Below are 18,945 nucleotides of genomic sequence, written 5' to 3'. Positions count from 1 at the left end.
CGGAATACTGACGCCCATGCGCGGAATCATTCTGGCCGGAGGTACCGGCTCCCGACTTCACCCGATCACCCTGGTGACCAGCAAGCAGCTGGTCCCGGTCTACGACAAGCCGATGATCTACTACCCGCTGTCGACCCTGATGATGGCGGGCATCCGCGACATCCTGATCATCACCAGCCCGCAGGAGGCGAGCCGGTTCGAGGAGCTCCTCGGCGACGGCAGCTCGTTCGGGATCAACATCAGCTACGCCCAGCAGCCGAAGCCCGAGGGCCTGGCGCAGGCGTTCACCATCGGCGAGGAGTTCGTCGGCTCCGAGACCTGCGCCCTGGCGCTGGGCGACAACCTCTTCCACGGCCCGACGTTCGGCCGGAACTTCAAGGAGATCCAGAACGTGGACGGCGCCACCGTCTTCGCCTACTGGGTCGCCGAGCCGCAGGACTACGGCGTCGTCGAGTTCGACCAGGACCGGAACGCGATCTCGCTGGAGGAGAAGCCGGCGAACCCGCGCAGCCACTACGCCGTCCCCGGCCTGTACTTCTACGACAACGACGTCATCGAGATCGCCAAGGACCTCAAGCCGTCCGACCGCGGCGAGTACGAGATCACCGACGTGAACCGGGCCTACCTCGAGCAGGGGCGGCTGCGGGTCGAGGTGCTCCCCCGCGGCACCGCCTGGCTCGACACCGGCACCTTCGAGACCCTCAACGAGGCCAGCAACTACATCCGCACCGTCGAGAAGCGCCAGGGCCTCAAGGTCGGCGCTCCCGAGGAGGTCGCCTGGCGCCAGGGGTTCCTCAGCGACGACGAGCTCCGGCTCCGCGGCGAGAAGCTGGCCAAGTCCGGGTACGGCGAGTACCTGCTCCAGCTGCTCGAGCTCGACGCCTACCGCTGACGGGCCGGGCTCAGGCCTGGGGCTCGGCCGGGACCTGCTTGGGCCGGACGCCGGTCGGGTGCTTGGTGAAGACGAACCGGCGGAAGAAGTAGAAGCGGAAGATGTTGCCGAGGATCGCGCCGACCACGTTGCCGGCGATGTTGTCCGCGTAGATCGAGGACCACTCGAAGACGTTGCGGGAGATCCACAGGCAGCTGATCGGGATCACGAACGACGTCAGGTTGATGACGACGTAGATCAGCAGCCCGCCTCCCGGTCCGGCCGCGTGCCGGTGCCGGAAGGCGTAGTACCGGCTCCCGTAGTAGCTGACGAACATGCCGACGCTGTTGGCGATCAGGTAGACCGTCAGCGGCCGGTCGTGCCCGGGCCCGTCGAACCAGCCCTTCACGCCGTGCACGAGCAGGTTGAAGATGATCAGCGCGATGATGGTCGCGACAACATTGACCGCGGAGAATCGTGCGATCTCCCCGGAGACACGGCGTAGACGTCGACCCACCAGCGCTCAGCCCTTCGCCGATGCGCTCTTCTTGAGCGGTTCCCACCAGTCGCGGTTGTCGCGGTACCACTGCACCGTGTCGGCCAGCCCCTGCTCGAAACCGACCTCCGGCTTGTAGCCGAGCTCGCCGGCGATCTTGGAGATGTCGACCGAGTAGCGCCGGTCGTGGCCGAGCCGGTCGGCGACCCGGTCGACGCGCTCCCAGCCGGCGCCGGTGGCCTCGAGCAGCAGCCCGGTCAGCTCCTTGTTGGTCAGCTCGGTGCCGCCGCCGATGTTGTAGACCTCACCGGCGCGCCCGCCGGCCAGCACCAGGTGGATGCCCCGGCAGTGGTCGTCGACGTGCAGCCAGTCGCGGACGTTGGTGCCCTCGCCGTAGAGCGGGACGTTCGCGCCGTCGACCAGGTGGGTGACGAAGAGCGGGATGACCTTCTCCGGGTACTGGTACGGCCCGTAGTTGTTCGAGCAGCGGGTGATGCAGACCGGCAGGCCGTGGGTGCGGAAGTAGGCCCGGGCGAGCAGGTCGCTGGACGCCTTCGACGCGGAGTACGGCGAGTTCGGCAGCAACGGCTCGGACTCGTCCCAGCTGCCCTCGTCGATGGAGCCGTAGACCTCGTCGGTGGAGACGTGCACGAACTTGTCGATGCCGAGCGCCAGCGCCGAGTCCAGCAGGGTCTGGGTGCCGACCACGTTGGTCATCACGAAGTCGCGGGCGCCCAGGATCGAGCGGTCCACGTGGCTCTCGGCCGCGAAGTGCACGACCGCGTCGACGCGGGCGATCAGCGCGTCGACCAGCTCGCGGTCCAGGATGTCGCCCTCGACGATTTCCAGCCGCGGGTCGTCGAGCACCGGAGCCAGGTTCGCCCGGTTGCCGGCGTAGGTGAACTTGTCCAGCATGACAACCTGGTCGGGAACCGGTCCGCCCCAGGCGCCGGTCAGCACCGAGCGCACGTAGTGGCTACCGATGAAACCGGCACCACCAGTGACCAAGAGCCTCATCAGATTCCTTCCCGCCAGCCGAGTACACGCCGCAGACTAACCTTCGGCGCGCCCCGGCACCCGGAGAACCCCCCTGAGAACCCATCGGCGAACCCCCGACGGGGCCTACTCGACCGGCAGGCCGAGCCCCCGCGCGATCAGCATCCGCTGCACCTCGGAGGTGCCCTCACCGATCTCCAGGATCTTGGCGTCCCGGTAGAAGCGCGCCACCGGGTACTCCTCCATGAAGCCGTAGCCGCCGAACACCTGGGTCGCGATCCGGGTCCCGGTGACCGCGGACTCGGTGGCGTAGAGCTTGGCGATCGCCGCCGCCTGCTTGAAGGCCGGGCCGGTGTTCCCGGCGTCCTTCATGGCCGCGGCCTTGTAGGTGAGCAGCCGGCTGGCCTCGAGCATCACCTGGAGGTCGGCGATCTGGAACGCGACGCCCTGCTTGCGGCCGATCGGCACCCCGAAGGTGGTGCGCTCGCCGGCGTACCGGACGCACTCGTCGAGGCAGCCCTGCAGCAGCCCGACCGCGAGCGCGGCGATCGCCACCCGGCCGTCGTCGAGCGTCGCCAGGAACTGGGCGTAGCCGCGACCGCGCTCGCCGAGCAGGTTGGCGGCCGGGACGTGCACGTCGTCGAAGGAGAGCGGGTGCGTGTCCGAGGCGTGCCAGCCGAGCTTGTCGTAGGCCTTCTCGGCGGTGAAGCCGGGAGTGCCCGCGGGCACCAGCAGCGCCGAGATCTCCGCCTTCTCGTTGCCCTTCGAGTCGGTGACCGTGCCGGTCCGCGCGGTGACCGCGACCACCGAGGTCAGGCTCGAGCCGGAGTTGGTGATGAACTGCTTGGCCCCGTTGAGCACCCACTCCCCGTTGGCGAGCTCGGCCCGGGTCTTGGTGGCGCCGGCGTCCGAGCCCGCGCCCGGCTCGGTCAGGCCGAAACCGGCGAGGGTCCGGCCGGCGACCAGGTCGGGCAGCCACTGCTGCTTCTGCTCCTCGGTGCCGTAGGTGAGGATCGGGTTGATACCGAGCCCGACGGCCGCCTCCAGGGTGATCCCGATCGACTGGTCGATCCGGCCGAGCTCCTCGATCGCGAGGCAGAGGCTGGTGAAGCCGCCGTCCTCGCCGGTCAGCCCGGCGCCGCCGTACTCCTCGGGGCTGGTCAGCCCGAACAGACCGAGGTCGCCCATCTTCTGCACCAGCTCGACCGGGAAGTAGTGGTCGCGGTCCCACTGGGCGGCGTGCGGCGCGACCTCCTTCTCGGCGAAGTCCCGGACGGTACGTCGGAATTGCTCGTGCTCGGTCGACAGCTGGAAGCTCATGAACCAATCCTAGTCGGTGAAGTTAGCGTTTGTTAACCCTGGACCCGATCCCCCAAAGTATGGCCATGCGCACCCGGACCACGCTCTCCCTGCTGTCCCTGCTCGCCGTGACCGCCCTCGCCGGCTGCGGCAGCTCCGAGGACGACGACGCGACCACCATGCTCAGCCGCGCCGACCTCAAGTCGTCGCTGATCTCGCTGGACGACGTCGGGTCGGCGTTCAAGGTCGACGAGTCCGACGACGATGACGACAGCGACCAGGAGCTCGGCTGCCTCGACGGCCTGGACGAGCTCGGCGGCGACAGCAACGACCCGGAGCGCGACGAGGAGATCTCCTTCGAGGCGAAGGCCGAGCCCGAGCTCCCCGGTGTCTTCAACACCGTCGGGGCCTTCAAGAGCGACGCCGACGCGGCCAAGGTCCTCACCGACCTCGGCAAGGCGGTCTCCAGCTGCAAGTCGGTCGACGTCACCGACGAGGACGGCGCCCGGATCCAGCTCGCTGTCAGCAGCGACACCCGCGAGACCGACGCCGACGCGACCGGCCAGATGAACCTGGAGGCGGCCGGATCGATCACGGTGCAGACGCTGACCATCCCGTTCAGCCTGCGGTTCAGCGCCATCCAGCTCGGCAACCACGTCACCGTCGTCGGGTTCGTGACGATGGCCGAGGAGGTCGGGCCCGAGGCGGACGCACTCGCCCAGCGCGCCTTCGACCGGCTCTCGCCGATCCTGGACGGCAAGGACGTCCCCGACCTGGAGCCGCTCGACCTGAAGGCCGTCGACCTCGACGCACTGATGTCCGCGGGAGCCTGAACGACGCCCGAGTAGGGTGAGCCCGTGTTCAAGATCCTCTTCGCCCTGCACCTGCTGACCGCGATCTTCGCGATCGGGCCGCTGGTCCACGCCGCCACCACCGCCTCGCGGGGACTGCGCACCGCGGACGCCGGCGCGACCGCGGCAGCGGCCCGCACGGTGACGTTGTACTCCTACGTCTCGCTCGCCGTGGTCGTCTTCGGCTTCGGCGTGATGTCGATGGACAACCCGTACGGCCCCGGCAAGGTCGCCGAGTTCAGCGAGGCCTGGATCTGGCTCTCGGCGCTGCTCTGGCTGGTCGCCGTCGGCCTGGCGCTCGGCGTGATCGCCCCCGCGCTGCAGCAGGCCACCACCAGGATCGGTGCCGGCGAGGCGGTGGACGCGATGGTCGGCAAGGTGGCGGCCTCCGGCGGCATCGTCGGCCTGATCTTCGCCGGGATCGTCTTCCTGATGGTCTACAAGCCCGGCTCCTGACCGGCTACGCGCCGGTAACTGAGACCCCGAGACCGACCGGCCCCCGGGACCAATAGACTCCCGAAGGATTCTTCAGACTTCAGGAGTTGAGCGTGCCCGAGATTCGTCCGTTGCAGAAGGTTCTGATCGCCAACCGCGGCGAGATCGCTGTCCGCGTCGTCCGCGCGTGCAAGGACGCCGGGATCGGCAGCGTCGCCGTGTACGCCGACCCGGACCGGGACGCGCTGTTCGTGCGGCTCGCCGACGAGGCCTACGCCCTCGGCGGCGCCACGCCGGCCGAGACCTACCTGGACATCGAGAAGATCATCAAGGTCGCCCAGGAGTCGGGCGCCGACTCGGTGCACCCCGGCTACGGCTTCCTCGCCGAGAACGCGCTCTTCGCCCAGGCCGTCATCGACGCCGGGCTGATCTGGATCGGCCCCTCCCCCGACGCGATCGAGGGACTCGGAGACAAGGCCAAGGCCAAGCAGATCGCCCTGGCCGCCGGAGCCCCGCTCGCGCCCGGCCTCAAGGACGCCGTCAAGGACGCCGACGAGATCGTCGCCTTCGCCACCGAGCACGGCCTGCCGGTCGCGATCAAGGCGGTCTTCGGCGGCGGCGGGCGCGGCCTGAAGGTGGCCCGCACCCTCGAGGAGATCCCCGAGCTGTACGAGTCGGCGACCCGCGAGGCGATCAGCGCCTTCGGCCGCGGCGAGTGCCTGGTCGAGAAGTTCCTCGACAAGCCGCGGCACGTCGAGACCCAGTGCCTGGCCGACTCCCACGGCAACGTCGTGGTGGTCTCCACCCGGGACTGCTCGCTGCAGCGTCGCCACCAGAAGCTGGTCGAGGAGGCCCCCGCGCCGTTCCTGACCGACGACCAGGTCAAGCGCCTCTACGACTCCTCGAAGGCGATCCTCAAGGAGGCCGGCTACGTCGGCGCCGGGACCTGCGAGTTCCTGGTCGCCGCCGACGGCACCATCTCCTTCCTCGAGGTCAACACCCGCCTCCAGGTCGAGCACTGCGTCTCCGAGGAGGTCACCGGGATCGACCTGGTCCGGGAGATGTTCCGGATCGCGGCCGGCGAGGAGCTCGGGTACGACGACCCGGAGATCATCGGCCACTCGATCGAGTACCGGATCAACGCCGAGGACGGCGGCAACAACTTCATGCCCGCCCCCGGCACGCTGACCGAGTGGAACCCGCCGCAGGGCCCCGGCGTCCGCGTCGACGGCGGCTACGACAAGGGCGAGACCGTCCCGGGCGCCTTCGACTCGCTGATCGCGAAGCTGATCGTCACCGGTCGCGACCGCACCCAGGCGATCGAGCGCTCGCGCCGCGCGCTCTCCGAGTTCGAGGTCGACGGGATGCCGACCGCGATCACCTTCCACGAGGTCATCACCCGCGACCCGGCCTGGGTCGCGGCGTCGAACCCTTCGGGCGAGGGGTCCTTCGACGTCTACACGACCTGGATCGAGACCGACTTCGACAACACCATCACCCCGTACGGCGGCGCCGCGGGTGAGGCCGAGGAAGCCGGCGAGCGCCAGAAGGTCACCGTCGAGGTCGGCGGCCGCCGCCTCGAGGTCGTCCTGCCGGCCGGTCTCGGCGGCATCGGCTCCGCTCCCGCGGGCGGTGCCAAGAAGCCCAAGCGCGCGGCCGGCAAGAAGGCCGGTGCGGCCGCCTCGGGCGACGCCGTGACCAGCCCGATGCAGGGCACCATCGTCAAGGTCGCCGTCGCCGAGGGTGACACCGTGGCCGAGGGCGACGTCGTGGTGGTCCTCGAGGCGATGAAGATGGAGCAGCCGCTGAAGGCGCACAAGGCCGGGACGATCACCGGCCTAAGCGCCGAGGTCGGCGTCACCGTCAGCAACGGCGAGGTCCTGTGCGAGATCAAGGACTGATCAGGCCGTCAGCCCGATCGCCAGCATCCCGGCGACCAGGTCGATCAGGTGGTCCTCGTCGAGGTCGGCGGGGCGCTCCAGGGCGATCCGCAGGCAGCTGTTGAGGGTCACCCCCATCGCCAGGTAGATCCGGGCGTCGAGCTCGGCGCGCGGCAGGTCCGGCAGCTGCTGGACGGCGTAGATCCGGGTGAACTGGGCCAGCCCGCGCTCGATCTCCGGGAGCACGTTGGACTGGGTCCCGAGGGGCAGCTCGTTGACCAGCGCGCGCATCACCGGTTCGTGCCGCTGCAGCGACGCCACCAGCGCGGCGACGACGGCGCGCACCCCGTCGTACGGGGGCCGGCCGGCGGCGTCGGTGATCGCTCCGGTGAGGTCGCCGAGGATCGCGTCGGTCACCCGCGCCCGGAGCTCGTCGAAGATCTCGTCCTTGTCGGCGAAGTACCGGTAGAGCGATCCGACGCTCACCTCCGCCTCGTCAGCGATCCGGTTCGTGCTCATCTGGGCATAGCCGCTGGTCGAGAGAACGCGAATGCTGGCGTCGAGGATCTGCTCGACCATCGCGCGCGAACGCGCCTGGACCGGGGCCTTCCGCCGCCGCGCGACCGTCACGACACTCCCGCAGAACGCGAGTAGAACCTGAGCATTTGCTCACTTTATCGTAGAGGCATGTCCGCAGACGTGACTTCGCCCGCCCTCCCGACGCGCTACCGCTCCGCGACCGAGTGGTCCGAGCGGTTCGCCAAGCCGATGCTCGCCCTCGCCGGGCGCGGTGCCCGGATGCGCGGCGAGGAGCTCGCCGACCTGGAGTCGGCACTGCTCCGCCGCGACGAGCTCGCGGCCGACCTGGTGCGCGCGGTCCGGGAGGAGCACGCGGTCACGATGCCGCAGTTCCGCGCCGCGCTCGCCGATGGCGTCGAGCCGGACGCGCCCGCCGCGCTCACCCGCTTCTTCGCCGCGCTCGAGGCGCGGCCCGACTGGGTCGACGACGAGCTGCTCGAGCGCGGCGGTGCCGCCGCCCGCCGGATCGGCAAGGACGGGTTCGACATCCTCGCCTTCGGCTCGCTGCTCGGCGGCTACCGCAGCGGCGGGGCGCTGCAACCGCTGGTCCGCACCGGCCGGATCGGCGAGATGACCCTGCAGCGGGTCGGCGAGACCGGCCAGTGGTGGCTGGCCTGCACCTCCCCCGGCGGGATGCAGCGCGACGGCGAGGGATGGAAGCTGAGCGTGCACGTCCGCGCCATGCACGGCTTCGTCAACTACCAGCTCGAGCGCGACCCGAGCTGGGACGCGGAGTTCCGCGGCGTCCCGATCAACGCCCACGACCAGGCCGGCACCATCGGGTCGTTCAGCACCAGCTACCTGCTCCAGGCGCGCTCCCTCGGCATCCGGATCCCGGCCGCCGATGCCGACGCGATCATGCACCTGTGGTCGTACGTCGGCTGGCTGATGGGGGTCGAGGAGCGCTGGCTGCCGCGCACCGAGCGGATCGGCCGCCGGGTCCTGGGCAACGTGATCGCCGGGTTCTCCGCGCCCGAGGAGTCCAGCAAGCTGCTCGGCGCCGGCCTGATCGGGATGCACGACCACGCCCCCGGGATCAGCCCGCTGCGCCGCCGGTACGAGCGCGAGCGGTCGCTGAGCATGGCGACGTACCTGAACCTCGGCTACGGCATGAAGGACGTCGGGCAGCCGGCCCGGTTGCCGTGGTATCCGGCGTACCGGGTGGTCTCGAACGTGCTCTGGTCCCACGTCGTCGGGAGGCTGCCCGGCGGGACCGGCCTCCTGGATCGCCGCGCGGAGCGCGCCCTGGGCCGAATGGAGCGCCTCCAGTACGCCGGCAGCCGCCCGCCGATCGCCCCGGTCCCCGCCTAGCGCCCGCGGTTCACGGGAGGCCGGGGTGCTGCTTGGCGAGGATCGGCAGCAGGAGCCGGCGCGGGGCCAGCTTGGAGAACGCGGCGCCGACCTTGTTGCCGACGCCGGGAATCACCACCAGCTTGCCGCTGTCCAGACCGTCCAGCGCGGTCCGGGCGACCCGGTCCGCCGGGATCCACATGAACGCCGGTAGCGCCTCGTCGGCCTGCTCCTTGGTGAACCCGGCCGCCGCACCGAAGCCGGTGTCCACCGGGCCGGGGCAGAGCACCGTCGCGCTCACCCCGGTGCCCTTGAGCTCGGCCGAGAGGCTCTGGGTGTAGGAGAGCACGAAGACCTTGCCTGCGCCGTACCCCGCCTGGCCGGGAAGCGGTTGGAACGCGGCCGTCGAGGCGACGTTGAGCACGGCGCCGCAGCCGCGCTCGACCATCCCCGGCAGGAACCGGCTGCACAGGTCGACGACCGCCAGGACGTCGACCTCGACCATCCGCAGCTCGGCGTCCGGATCACTGCGGTGCACGGGGCCGAGGGTGGAGAGCCCGGCGTTGTTGATCAGGATGTCGGGGACCAGGCCGAGCGCGGTGATCCGGTCCAGCAGCCCGGCCCGGGCGGAGCGGTCGGAGAGGTCGGCCGGCAGCACGTGCGCCTGGTCGCCGAGCTCCTCGGCGAGCTCGGCCAGCTTGGACTCGGTGCGCGCCACCAGGACCACCTGGTGGCCGCGGGCGACCAGGTCACGGGCGAACTCGACACCGATCCCGGAGGAGGCACCGGTGACGACGGCGGCGCGGTCGGCGCCGGGCGAGGGAAGGGTCATACCGGAACGGTACGACCAGGAGCCCCTGCCTGCCTACGGGCCGAACTTGAACAGCGTGGACCGGAGCCCGTAGAGCGATCGGAAGTCGTCGCCGCTGATCACGAGGTCCTTCGCGGTCCCGTCCAGCAGGATCGTCTGGACCCGGCCGCCCCAGTCGCCCAGACCCTCGCGGGTCGTGATCTGGAGCTTCTTCAACGTGCCGATCTGCGGGTACTTCTTCGCCAGCGTCGCGGTGTTGATCCGGACCTCCGGCGACCAGGGGACGTACGGGTCGTTGTCGGCGACCGAGTAGATGTCCTGCTGCGCCTTCAGGTAGGGCACGTCGCCGGCCGAGGTCCACCCGCCGCTGCTCGCGGAGAACTCGGTGAACGCGGGCTTGCCGCCGTACGTCAGGACCTGGCCCGCCGTCGCCGCCACGGCCTGGTTGGTCCGGGAGTCCTCGACGCCGACGCCCTTGTACACCTGGCAGGCCGTGGTGTCGCAGATCTGGTAGTAGCGGCTGAGGAACCGGTCCCGCTTGTTGAGCGCGTAGGACCGCGCCGCGACCGCCTGCGCCTGGAGCGCCTGGGGGCGCCAGCCGGCCGGCATCTCGGCGGGCACGACGCCCTTGAGGTAGTTCTCCAGGCTGAGCACGTTCACGGTGTCGGAGCCCGCGAACCGCAGCGCTCCGCGGTACTTCCGGTCGCCGCTCGGGAGGCGGAGAACGAGGATGCCGGTGGAGCTGCGGAACTCGCCGATGCCCTTGAGCGCGACCCGGCCACCGGTCCGGTACAGGTGCCACTTCGCCGTGCGGTAGTAGACCCGGGTCTTCCCCTGGACGGTGCGCAGCTGCCAGGCCCGTGCCGTGGCCTTGGTCAGCCGGTACGCCTTGCGGCTGCCGAAGTCGTACACGCTGAGACCCTTGGCGGCCTTGACCGTGGTGTTGTTGTCCCTGTCGCCGGTGATCAGCACCCGGAGGCGCGCGGAGACCGAGGCGAACGCCGTACCGGGGTAGTAGAACTTCAGGATCGTCTTGTAGTCCTTGCCCTGGATCGCTGCGTTGACGGCACCCCACTGGGACATGCCGCGACCGTGCCCGTACCCCTCGCCGGTGACCAGCAGGCTGGCCGACGGGTTCACCGGCGGGTCGGACGCCGGCACGCCGCGCCCGCGCGCGTCGGCGGCGGGCAGGCCGGCGAAGGTGACCGCGAAGGCGGTCAGAACCAGGACGATCCGAGTGCGCATGGTCGCCATCTTAGGCAGACAAATCAGACTTTCGGGTGGTGAAGCCGACGTGCGGCCTCCGCGACGGAGCCGCTGTTCGAGGGGTAGACGGTGAACGCGTTCGCCAGCTGGTCCGCGGTGAGCGACTCCGCGACCGCGATCGAGATCGGGTGGATCAGCTCGCTGGCCCGCGGTCCGACCACCACTCCCCCGACGACGATCCCGGTGCCGGGACGGCAGAAGAGCTTCACGAAACCGTCCCGGACGCCCTGCATCTTGGCGCGCGGGTTGCCGGCCAGCGGCAGCCGGACCGCCTCGGCCACGATCTCGCCGGCGTCGACGGCTTGCTGGGACCAGCCGACGGTGGCGATCTCGGGGGCGGTGAAGACGTTCGAGGAGACCTTCTTCAGGTCCAGCGGCGCCACCGCGTCGCCGAGGAAGTGCCACATCGCGATCCGGCCCTGCATCGCCGCGACCGAGGCCAGCATCAGCACCCCGGTGCAGTCGCCGGCGGCGTACACGCCCCGGGCGGTCGTCCGGGACACCCGGTCGACCTTCACGAAGCCGCCCTCGTCGACGGCGATGCCCGCCGATTCCAGGCCGAGGCCGGCGGTGTTCGGGATCGAGCCGAGCGCGAGCAGGCAGTGCGACCCGCTGACCGACCGGCCGTCGGTGAGCCGGACGGTCACGACGTCGCCCTCGCGGGTGACCGACTCCATCCGGGACTTGTTCATCACGGCCATGCCGCGACGGGTGAGCACCTGCTCCAGCACCTCGGCGGCGTCGGCATCCTCTCCGGGCAGCACCCGGTCCCGCGAGGAGACCAGGACGACCTCGATGCCGAGCGCCATGTAGGCGCTGGCGAACTCGGCGCCGGTGACGCCGGAGCCGACCACGATCAGCTTCTCGGGGGTCTCGGTGAGGTCGTAGACCTGCTCCCAGGTCAGGATCCGCTCGCCGTCCGGCTCCGCGGTGGGCAGGGTGCGCGGAGCGGCGCCGGTCGCGACCAGGACGGCGTCCGCCTCGATGGTCTCGGTCTCCCCGTCGGCACCGGTGACGACGACCCGCTCCGGGCCGTCCAGGTGGCCGCGGCCGCGGACGACCCGGACGCCCTCGCGCTCCAGCCGGCGGCCGATGTCGCTCGACTGCTCGGCCGCGAGCCGCAGCACCCGGGCGTTGACCCGGGCCAGGTCGACCTCGACCTGGGAGGCAGGAGCGGTGTGGTCGACCAGGCCGATGCCGAGCTCCGGCGCGGTCGCCAGGTCGGTCATCAGCTCGGCGGTGGCGATCAGGGTCTTGCTCGGCACGCAGTCGGTGAGCACGGCCGAGCCGCCGAGCCCGTCGGAGTCGACGACGACGACCTCCGCGCCGAGCTGCGCCGCCACCAGGGCGGATTCGTAGCCGCCGGGTCCACCACCGATGATCACTACTCGAGTCACGCGTCCCATTGTGTCGTACATCGGGCCGCGTCGTTTCTCCCCTACTCTGGGCACCGTGACGCTCTACGCCGCCTACGGGACCAACCTGGATCCGGCTCGGATGAGTGAGCGCTGCCCGCACTCGCCGTTGCGCGACACCGGCTGGCTGCAGGGCTGGCGGCTGACCTTCGGCGGCGAGGACCACGGCTGGGACGGCGCTCTCGGCACGATCGTCCAGGACCCGTTCGAGCAGGTCTTCGTGGCGATCTACGACGTCACCCCCGAGGACGAGGTGACCCTGGACGGCTGGGAGTCCGCCGACACCGGTCTCTTCCGCAAGGCCAAGGTGCGGGTCTCGACGCTGACCGACGAGGTCGTCGCCTGGGTCTACGTGCTGGACGCCTTCGAGGGCGGCCTGCCGTCGGCGACCTACCTCGGCACCCTGGCCGACGCGGCCGAGGCGGCGGACGCCCCCGCGGACTACGTCGCCGCCCTGCGCCAGCGGCCCTGCCGGAGCACCTTCGGCGGATAAGGTCGTCGGGTGAGTATTCCAGCCGAAGCCGCGTCCGAAGCCGCCCGCGTCCTAGCCGAGAAGACCGGCGTCGAACGCCACGACGTCGCCCTGGTGATGGGGTCGGGCTGGTTGCCCGCCGTCGACGCGCTCGGCGAGGCGACCGCCGAGATCGCCATCGCCGACCTGCCCGGCTTCGCGGCACCGTCCGTGGCCGGTCACGGCGGCAAGCTCCGCTCGGTGCGCGCCGGCGACAAGAACCTGCTGGTCTTCCTCGGCCGCACCCACTTCTACGAGGGCCACGGCGTCCGCGCGGTCGTGCACGGCGTCCGGACCGCGGCCGCCGCCGGCTGCTCGACGGTCGTGCTGACCAACGGCTGCGGCGGCCTGAAGGAGACCTGGTCCCCGGGGACGCCGGTGCTGATCAGCGACCACATCAACCTGACCGCCACCTCGCCGATCGAGGGCGCGAACTTCGTCGACGTCACCGACCTCTACAGCCCGCGGCTGCGGGCGCTCTGCCGGGAGATCGAACCCACCCTCGACGAGGGCGTCTACGTGCAGTTCCCCGGGCCGCACTACGAGACCCCGGCGGAGATCCGGATGGTCCGCGCGATCGGCGGCGACCTGGTCGGGATGAGCACCACCCTGGAGGCGATCGCCGCCCGCGAGGCCGGGCTGGAGGTGCTCGGCATCTCGCTGGTCACCAATCTCGCGGCCGGGATGACCGGCGAGCCGCTGAACCACGAGGAGGTCCTCGAAGCCGGCCGCGCGGCGGCTACCCGGATGGGCGAGCTGCTCGGGGCCGTCGTACCGCGGATCTGACCGGTCAGGCCCGGCGGAGACGCTGGTACAGGAACGGGAAGGCACCGATCAGGGCCGCCAGCACGAGCAGCGCCGTACCGGCGACCCAGGGGCCGCCGGCTCCCCCGTCGTCGGTCTCGGCGCTGACGAGCACGAGGGCCGGCATCACGGTGGCGACGGGCTGCACGCCGGCCAGGACCGGGGCCGCGGCCGGGGCGGCAACCGGGGCCGGCTGCTGCGGCAGCACCGGTCCGGGGGGCTGGACCACCCGGGCAGGCGGTGACGGCGGCGGAGGCGGTGGCGTGTTGGTGACCGGCGGGTTCTCGCCCTCGCCCTCCGGCGTCTTCGGGATGATCGGGCTGCCGGCGGCGTAGCTGACCGCCAGGTCGAGGGGCACCTTGTTCCGGTCGATGCTGCCGCCGCTGGAGTGGAAGTAGGCACCGATGCCGACCGTCTTCAGGAAGTTCATGAAGGACTGCGGGAAGGACCCGAAGTACTGGCCGGAGGTGACCTGGTCGAAGCCGGTCACCTTGACGCCGAGGTACTTCGGGGACGCGGTGAAGCCGAGGTCCTTGTCCAGGTCGACGGTGCCCAGGTCGGCGATCACGACGTTCGTCCTCGTCGGTACGGCGGCCCACTTGGTGAGGTCCACCATGTCCGAGGAGTAGCCGCTCATGGTTCCCGTGAGCCGGCCGACGCCCTGGGTGACGGTGAGCACCGGGTCGGAGACGTAGAAGAACGTGTACCCCGAGTAGTAGACGATGGTGAAGTCGCCGTCCCAGGAGATCGTCGCGGTCTTCGTCGTCCGGTCGACCGAGCCGGTGCCGCCGGAGAGCACCACCTGGTGGTCGGAGAACTTGGTGTTGACCGCGTAGCCGCCGAGCGCGGTGCCGTCGCGGTCGGTCTGGAGACCGGCCCAGGTCGCCAGCCCGTAGTCGCCGTCGGGGCGCAGCTTCTCGACCCGGACGGCGCCCTCCGACGCCTTCCAGCCGGCGGGCTTGCCGTTGGCCCACTTCGCGCCGGCGGAGGCTTCGGTCAGCACCTGTCCGCCCTCGCCGGGATTGCCGATCTTCCCGGCCGAGACGAAGTTGAAGGTGCCCGGAGCGGCGCCCCGGTTGTTGGTCTCGTTGTTGATCCCCCAGCGCAAGAGCGCGTCGTCGACCTCGAAGGCGCCGGCGGGCGGTTCGTCCGCCCCAGCCGCGGGGAGGCTCGGGACCGCGAGCACTGCCCCGGCCAGGAGGGTGACCACGAACAGCACCAGGACGCGGAGCTCACGACGCATGAGCAGCCCCCTGCTCGGCGCGACGACGCACTCCGGAGATCCGGCGTACGGCGAAGAGGACGGCCGCGCCCAGGACCAGGACCGCCGTACCCAGGAAGGTCCAGCCGGCCCAGGCCGGAAGGCCGGAGTCGTCGGACTCGTCGGCAGCGGCAGTCGGCTCGGCGGCCCGGATCGGGAAGTTGACGTCGGCCCGGGTGCTGGACGCGGCGCCGGTCAGCCGGAGGGTGTGGGTCCCCGACCGGACCTCGGCTGGCAGCTGGAGCACGCCGGCGACCTCACCGCTGGGTCCCGCGGCCAGCGGCCCGACGGCGGCCCTGCCGTCGTCGAAGGACGCCGTCACCTGCTCGCCCGGGGTGAACCCGGTCCCGGTGAACGAGAGGACCCGACCCACGACGGCGGTGTCCTGGTCGACGGCGGCGACCGGCTTGGCGGCCGACTGGGAGCGCGGAGCTACTCCGGCCTGCGGGGCGGCCGCCGTCGTGGCACCCGTCGTCGGGGCAGTGGTGGTCGGGCCAGTGGTCGTCGGGGCCGTGGTGGTCGGGGCCCGATCGTAGATCTTGGCGAACCTGACCGGCGAGAAGGACTCGTTGCGGGCGTTCTTCACGCCGTGCGCCCCGATCGTGATGATGCCGCAGGTGACCTTGAGGCAGTCCACCGCGACCGCCTTGCCGTCGCGGTCGACCGCGTTGAACTTCGCGCCCGGGACGGTGATCGTGGTCGACCAGGAACCGTCGGCCTTGAGGATGCCCTGGGCCGAAGCCGCGGTGTCCGAGCCCGGGAACGCGATGAAGCGCTGGTAGCCCTGGTTGTTCTTCGCCTCGGAGTCCGGGACGTAGAGGTAGTCGGTGCCGGTCTGGCCGCCCTTGCTCGGCCGCCAGGTGCCCTTCACGGTCCCGAAGAACACGTAGACCCCGCCGTGGCCGTTCTTGATCGACTGGAAGCCCTTGCCGCGCAGGGTCAGCGTGGTCGCGTACGTCGGGTCCGCCTGCGCGGTACCGAACTCGTTGGTCGCGGTGACCCGGGCGGCGGCCTCGGCGCTGCCGGGGATCAGCAGGGTGGCTGCCGCGACGATCCCGGCAGTGATCAGAATCCTGGTCCTCATACCCGGACCTCCTTGTCCTCGAAGGCGTGCGCACCGTCGGGCAGGTCCCCGGGACGCGGGATCACGACGGGCACGCCGTGGTGCACGACGACGTCCACCGGGTGGTCGTACACCTCGGTGAGCCGTTCCGGGGTCAGTACCTCGCCCGGGGTGCCGTGGGCGACGATCCGGCCGCGGCTGACGACGCAGATCCGGTCGGCGTGGGTCGCCGCCAGGGTCAGGTCGTGCAGGACGGCGACCACCGCGTGGCCGGCCCGCGCGAGCCGGACGGCCTCGCCGAGTACCCGCTGCTGGTACTTGATGTCGAGGGCGGCGGTGGGCTCGTCGAGGAGCAGCACACCCGCCTCCTGCGCGGTCGCGCGGGCGAACCCGGTGCGGGCCTTCTCGCCGCCGGACAGGGTCGGGAACGAGCGATCCACGAAGGGCGCGATGTCGACGCGGCCGATCGCCTCGGCGACCGCCTCGTCGTCGCGGTCCTCGGCGGCGGTGCCGGCCCACGGCGTGCGTCCCATCCGGACGACCTCGATCACCCGGAACCCGAAGGCGAGCTGCTGCTCCTGGAGCTGCACCGACCGCTTCCGGGCCAGCGCCAGCGGCTTGCGGCTGCGGATCGACTCGCCCTCGAGCAGCACCGTCCCGCTGGTCGGCACCAGGTCTCCGGAGATGACGCCGAGCAGGGTCGACTTGCCGGCACCGTTGGGTCCGACCACCACCAGCAGCTCGCCGGGGACGACGGTCAGCGAGACGTCGTCGAGGATCGCCCGGCCGTCGATCAGCACGCTCGCGTTCCTGACCTCGATGCTCATGCCCAGCCCCCGGCCTGGCGGCGGGTGCGGCGCAGCAGCCAGAAGAAGAACGGGCCTCCGACCAGCGAGGTCAGCATCCCGATCGGGAGGTCGGCACCGACCATCAGGGTCCGCGCGCAGAGGTCGGCCACGAGCAGCAGCACGGCACCGCCGAGGGCACTGGCCGGGATCAGCACCCGGTGCCCGGGACCGGCGATCATCCGGATCAGGTGCGGGATGACGAGCCCGACGAAGGCGATGATGCCGGCGAAGGCCACCCCTGCTGCGGTCAGCAGCGCGACCAGGGCGATCACGCCGATCCGCAGCCGTTCGACGTTGATGCCGACGTGGCGGGCGGCACGGTCCCCGAGCGAGAGCACGTCGAGCCGCCGGGACGCGAGCACGGCACCGGCCAGGCCGACCGCGCAGAACGGCGCCACCACGGCGACGTACTGCCAGCGGGTGCCGTTGAGGCTGCCGAGCTGCCAGAAGACGATCTCCTCACGCGCCTGGGTGTCGGCGATGAAGAGCATGAACGCCAGGCCCGCGGCGCAGACCGCGTTCACGGCGATGCCCATCAGCACCAGGGTGACCACCTCGGTACGGCCGTCCGCCCGGGACAGCGCGTACACCAGGAGGGTGGTGATCAGGCCACCGGCGAACGCGAACGCGGCAACCGTCCAGGTGCCGAAGAAGGTGAGCTGGTAGACGATCACGACGGCGGCAGCCAGGGCCGCACCGGTGGAGACGCCGACGATGCTCGGCTCGGCGAGCGGGTTGCCGAAGACGCCCTGCATCAGCGCGCCGGCCGCAGCCAGCGAGGCCCCCACGACGACCGCCATCGCCACCCGCGGGAACCGCACCTGCCAGAGGGTGTTGTCGCCCTGCGGGTGCTCGGGCATCGGACCGAGGTTCACGCCGAAGTGGTGCAGGAACGACCCGAGGACCTGGTCCGCGGGGATGTCGAGCTGTCCGCGGCCCGCCGAGAGGACCATGAAGGCGAGCAGCGCGGCGCCGAGCACCCCGAAGAGCAGGACCACCCGGGCGCGGAGGCGCCGGTCCCCGTCAGGGCGAGCCCGCTCTCCCGCAGCGGCGCGCTCCGGAGCGGTCAGGGTCGTGGTCACTGCAGTGCCTCGGGCGCGTACACGGCGACGGCCAGGGAGTTGAGCACCTCGGCGGTCCGCGGGCCGTAGGACAGGATGCCGGTGTCGACCATGTCGACGATGCGCTTGTTCTGACCGGCGGGAGTGTTCGCGATCGCCGGGATCCGGTCGAGCAGGCCGTCGATCCCGCCGACCGACTCCAGGCCCTTGGTCATCATCAGGATCAGGTCGGGCTGGGCCGCCACGATCGCCTCGTCGGTGACCGGTTTCATGCCGCTCCAGTCGATCTCGGCGGCGACGTCGTACCCGCCCAGGGTCTCGATCAGGCTGTCCGCGCCCGAGCCCTCGCCGAACATGTAGTAGACGCCGGCCTGTCCGCGCACGTAGAGGAAGACCATCCGCAGCTTGTCCTCGAGCGCGGTCGGGGCGACCTCGGCGATCTGGGCCGCGGTCGCCTTCGCGTCCGCCTGGATCCGCGCGCCGAGCTTCTTGCCCTCCGCGGGCACGCCCAGCGCGGTCGCGACCTCCTCGGTCAACGAGGCCAGGTTGTCCAGGCTGCGCTTCGAGTCGACCACGACCACCGGGATCCCGGAGTCGCGCATCTGCAGGATCACGTCCCACGGGCCGAGCGAGGTGTCGGTGAGGATCACGCTCGGGTTGGTGGCGAGGATCTGCTCGGCGATCAGGTCATGGCCCTTGTCGCTGGTGACCATCGGGAGGTCGCGCGCCTCGGGGAACTGGGTGGACAGGTCACGTCCGACGACCGAGTCCCCCAGGCCGAGCTCGAAGACGGTCTGCGCGAGCGTCCCGTAGATGTCCAGCGCCAGGATCCGGCTGGTGTCGGTGACGGTGACCTTGGTGCCCTGGGAATCGGTGACGGTGACCGGGAGCTTCGGGGCCGGGTCGTCCGTGACCGGGTCGATCGCGACCGGCGGGAGGCCGGCGTGGGCGACGCCGGTCCAGGTCTTCGGGTCGGCGAGCGGCTTCACGTTCGCCAGCGTCGGCGCCGCGACCTCGTCGCCGTCGCCGTGGCCCTGGGTCGCCGTCCCGCAGGCCGCCAGCACCGTCAGAACCAGCCCGACCAGCACGAATCGCGTGATCCCGCTTCCACGGTTCCGCATCACAACTCCCAGAACATAGTTAGGTAAGCCTTAGTTTACATAGCTCTGGCAGGTCCGGTCCCCGAGGGCCGGACCTGCCAGACCGGT

General features: G+C 70.9%; 19 protein-coding genes. 7 read left to right on the top strand and 12 right to left on the bottom strand.

From position 1 onward, the window contains the following. Positions 1 to 16: 16 nt before the first annotated feature. A complete protein-coding gene (gene rfbA / locus EFK50_RS14975) occupies positions 17 to 892 on the top strand; it encodes a glucose-1-phosphate thymidylyltransferase RfbA (protein WP_123228306.1) in 876 nt (291 codons plus the stop codon). A gap of 10 nt (positions 893 to 902) precedes the next feature. Here the strand turns inward: rfbA and EFK50_RS14970 are convergent, their stop codons facing one another. The 3 genes from EFK50_RS14970 to EFK50_RS14960 all read right to left on the bottom strand — a co-directional run bounded on the left by EFK50_RS14970 (position 903) and on the right by EFK50_RS14960 (position 3,683). Further along, positions 903 to 1,388: a GtrA family protein gene (locus EFK50_RS14970; protein ID WP_183407845.1), complete on the bottom strand. Its 486-nt coding sequence runs from the start codon at positions 1,386 to 1,388 to the stop codon at positions 903 to 905. A 6-nt stretch (positions 1,389 to 1,394) separates the two neighbouring features. Continuing rightward, positions 1,395 to 2,384: a dTDP-glucose 4,6-dehydratase gene (rfbB, locus tag EFK50_RS14965; protein ID WP_123228304.1), complete on the bottom strand. Its 990-nt coding sequence runs from the start codon at positions 2,382 to 2,384 to the stop codon at positions 1,395 to 1,397. Positions 2,385 to 2,489: 105 nt separating this feature from the next. Further along, the gene (locus tag EFK50_RS14960; protein ID WP_123228303.1) at positions 2,490 to 3,683 is read right to left on the bottom strand and encodes an acyl-CoA dehydrogenase family protein; all 1,194 of its coding nucleotides are present in this window, start codon (positions 3,681 to 3,683) and stop codon (positions 2,490 to 2,492) included. Positions 3,684 to 3,748: 65 nt separating this feature from the next. Between EFK50_RS14960 and EFK50_RS14955 the strand changes: the two genes are divergently transcribed. The 3 genes from EFK50_RS14955 (at position 3,749) to EFK50_RS14945 (ending at position 6,849) form a co-directional block, all read left to right on the top strand. Beyond that, entirely contained in the window at positions 3,749 to 4,495 is a 747-nt protein-coding gene (locus EFK50_RS14955) for a hypothetical protein (RefSeq protein WP_148046189.1), read from the top strand. Positions 4,496 to 4,519: 24 nt separating this feature from the next. After that, the gene (locus tag EFK50_RS14950; protein WP_123228301.1) at positions 4,520 to 4,969 is read left to right on the top strand and encodes a hypothetical protein; all 450 of its coding nucleotides are present in this window, start codon (positions 4,520 to 4,522) and stop codon (positions 4,967 to 4,969) included. Between the two features lie 92 nt (positions 4,970 to 5,061). After that, positions 5,062 to 6,849, top strand: coding sequence for an acetyl/propionyl/methylcrotonyl-CoA carboxylase subunit alpha (locus tag EFK50_RS14945; RefSeq protein WP_123228300.1), 1,788 nt, complete (start codon positions 5,062 to 5,064; stop codon positions 6,847 to 6,849). On the opposite strand, the gene EFK50_RS14940 is transcribed toward EFK50_RS14945, so the two are convergent. After that, positions 6,850 to 7,458 (bottom strand): TetR/AcrR family transcriptional regulator, encoded by a 609-nt coding sequence (locus EFK50_RS14940; RefSeq protein WP_123228299.1) that lies wholly within the window; start codon positions 7,456 to 7,458, stop codon positions 6,850 to 6,852. It abuts the gene before it with no gap. Positions 7,459 to 7,515: 57 nt separating this feature from the next. On the opposite strand from EFK50_RS14940, the gene EFK50_RS14935 reads away from it, so the two are divergent. Then, positions 7,516 to 8,718, top strand: a complete 1,203-nt coding sequence (locus EFK50_RS14935) for an oxygenase MpaB family protein (RefSeq protein ID WP_123228298.1) — start codon at positions 7,516 to 7,518, stop codon at positions 8,716 to 8,718. Between the two features lie 10 nt (positions 8,719 to 8,728). On the opposite strand, the gene EFK50_RS14930 is transcribed toward EFK50_RS14935, so the two are convergent. From EFK50_RS14930 to EFK50_RS14920, 3 genes are read right to left on the bottom strand one after another with little or no spacing between them, the layout of a single operon-like run. Beyond that, positions 8,729 to 9,529, bottom strand: coding sequence for an SDR family NAD(P)-dependent oxidoreductase (locus EFK50_RS14930; protein ID WP_123228297.1), 801 nt, complete (start codon positions 9,527 to 9,529; stop codon positions 8,729 to 8,731). Positions 9,530 to 9,562: 33 nt separating this feature from the next. Next, complete coding sequence (locus tag EFK50_RS14925; RefSeq protein ID WP_183407844.1) at positions 9,563 to 10,753, bottom strand: SpoIID/LytB domain-containing protein; 1,191 nt, start codon at positions 10,751 to 10,753, stop codon at positions 9,563 to 9,565. Between the two features lie 23 nt (positions 10,754 to 10,776). Continuing rightward, positions 10,777 to 12,171 (bottom strand): NAD(P)H-quinone dehydrogenase, encoded by a 1,395-nt coding sequence (locus tag EFK50_RS14920; protein WP_221177408.1) that lies wholly within the window; start codon positions 12,169 to 12,171, stop codon positions 10,777 to 10,779. Positions 12,172 to 12,226: 55 nt separating this feature from the next. Between EFK50_RS14920 and EFK50_RS14915 the strand changes: the two genes are divergently transcribed. After that, a complete protein-coding gene (locus EFK50_RS14915; protein WP_183407843.1) occupies positions 12,227 to 12,682 on the top strand; it encodes a gamma-glutamylcyclotransferase in 456 nt (151 codons plus the stop codon). 9 nt (positions 12,683 to 12,691) lie between these two features. Then, the gene (locus EFK50_RS14910) at positions 12,692 to 13,486 is read left to right on the top strand and encodes a purine-nucleoside phosphorylase (RefSeq protein WP_123228293.1); all 795 of its coding nucleotides are present in this window, start codon (positions 12,692 to 12,694) and stop codon (positions 13,484 to 13,486) included. 4 nt (positions 13,487 to 13,490) lie between these two features. Here EFK50_RS14910 and EFK50_RS14905 read toward each other — a convergent pair whose 3' ends face one another. From EFK50_RS14905 to EFK50_RS14885, 5 genes are read right to left on the bottom strand one after another with little or no spacing between them, the layout of a single operon-like run. Beyond that, positions 13,491 to 14,747, bottom strand: a complete 1,257-nt coding sequence (locus EFK50_RS14905) for a hypothetical protein (protein WP_123228292.1) — start codon at positions 14,745 to 14,747, stop codon at positions 13,491 to 13,493. Beyond that, positions 14,737 to 15,849 carry a hypothetical protein gene (locus EFK50_RS14900; protein ID WP_123228291.1) on the bottom strand — a complete coding sequence of 371 codons (1,113 nt, stop codon included), beginning with the start codon at positions 15,847 to 15,849 and terminating at the stop codon, positions 14,737 to 14,739. The genes EFK50_RS14905 and EFK50_RS14900 overlap by 11 nt, the downstream gene beginning before the upstream one ends. Beyond that, the gene (locus EFK50_RS14895) at positions 15,846 to 16,655 is read right to left on the bottom strand and encodes a heme ABC transporter ATP-binding protein (RefSeq protein ID WP_123228290.1); all 810 of its coding nucleotides are present in this window, start codon (positions 16,653 to 16,655) and stop codon (positions 15,846 to 15,848) included. The genes EFK50_RS14900 and EFK50_RS14895 overlap by 4 nt, the downstream gene beginning before the upstream one ends. Then, a complete protein-coding gene (locus EFK50_RS14890; RefSeq protein WP_246004165.1) occupies positions 16,652 to 17,758 on the bottom strand; it encodes a FecCD family ABC transporter permease in 1,107 nt (368 codons plus the stop codon). The genes EFK50_RS14895 and EFK50_RS14890 overlap by 4 nt, the downstream gene beginning before the upstream one ends. Beyond that, complete coding sequence (locus tag EFK50_RS14885) at positions 17,755 to 18,858, bottom strand: heme/hemin ABC transporter substrate-binding protein (RefSeq protein WP_123228289.1); 1,104 nt, start codon at positions 18,856 to 18,858, stop codon at positions 17,755 to 17,757. The genes EFK50_RS14890 and EFK50_RS14885 overlap by 4 nt, the downstream gene beginning before the upstream one ends. Positions 18,859 to 18,945: the final 87 nt, after the last annotated feature.

It is taken from the genome of Nocardioides marmoriginsengisoli, from assembly GCF_003725695.1.
Taxonomy (GTDB): domain Bacteria; phylum Actinomycetota; class Actinomycetes; order Propionibacteriales; family Nocardioidaceae; genus Marmoricola; species Marmoricola marmoriginsengisoli.
The sequence above is the reverse complement of the archived record's forward strand: the minus strand, read 5'-3'. Positions and strand labels throughout refer to the sequence as shown.

Excerpts from the sequence above, each read along its gene's own strand:
- rfbA (WP_123228306.1), top strand. The coding sequence starts at position 17 with ATGCGCGGAATCATTCTGGCCGGAGGTACCGGCTCCCGACTTCACCCG.
- rfbB (WP_123228304.1), bottom strand. The coding sequence starts at position 2,384 with ATGAGGCTCTTGGTCACTGGTGGTGCCGGTTTCATCGGTAGCCACTAC.
- EFK50_RS14960 (WP_123228303.1), bottom strand. The coding sequence starts at position 3,683 with ATGAGCTTCCAGCTGTCGACCGAGCACGAGCAATTCCGACGTACCGTC.
- EFK50_RS14955 (WP_148046189.1), top strand. The coding sequence starts at position 3,749 with ATGCGCACCCGGACCACGCTCTCCCTGCTGTCCCTGCTCGCCGTGACC.
- EFK50_RS14935 (WP_123228298.1), top strand. The coding sequence starts at position 7,516 with ATGTCCGCAGACGTGACTTCGCCCGCCCTCCCGACGCGCTACCGCTCC.
- EFK50_RS14930 (WP_123228297.1), bottom strand. The coding sequence starts at position 9,529 with ATGACCCTTCCCTCGCCCGGCGCCGACCGCGCCGCCGTCGTCACCGGT.
- EFK50_RS14925 (WP_183407844.1), bottom strand. The coding sequence starts at position 10,753 with ATGCGCACTCGGATCGTCCTGGTTCTGACCGCCTTCGCGGTCACCTTC.
- EFK50_RS14905 (WP_123228292.1), bottom strand. The coding sequence starts at position 14,747 with ATGCGTCGTGAGCTCCGCGTCCTGGTGCTGTTCGTGGTCACCCTCCTG.
- EFK50_RS14900 (WP_123228291.1), bottom strand. The coding sequence starts at position 15,849 with ATGAGGACCAGGATTCTGATCACTGCCGGGATCGTCGCGGCAGCCACC.
- EFK50_RS14895 (WP_123228290.1), bottom strand. The coding sequence starts at position 16,655 with ATGAGCATCGAGGTCAGGAACGCGAGCGTGCTGATCGACGGCCGGGCG.
- EFK50_RS14885 (WP_123228289.1), bottom strand. The coding sequence starts at position 18,858 with ATGCGGAACCGTGGAAGCGGGATCACGCGATTCGTGCTGGTCGGGCTG.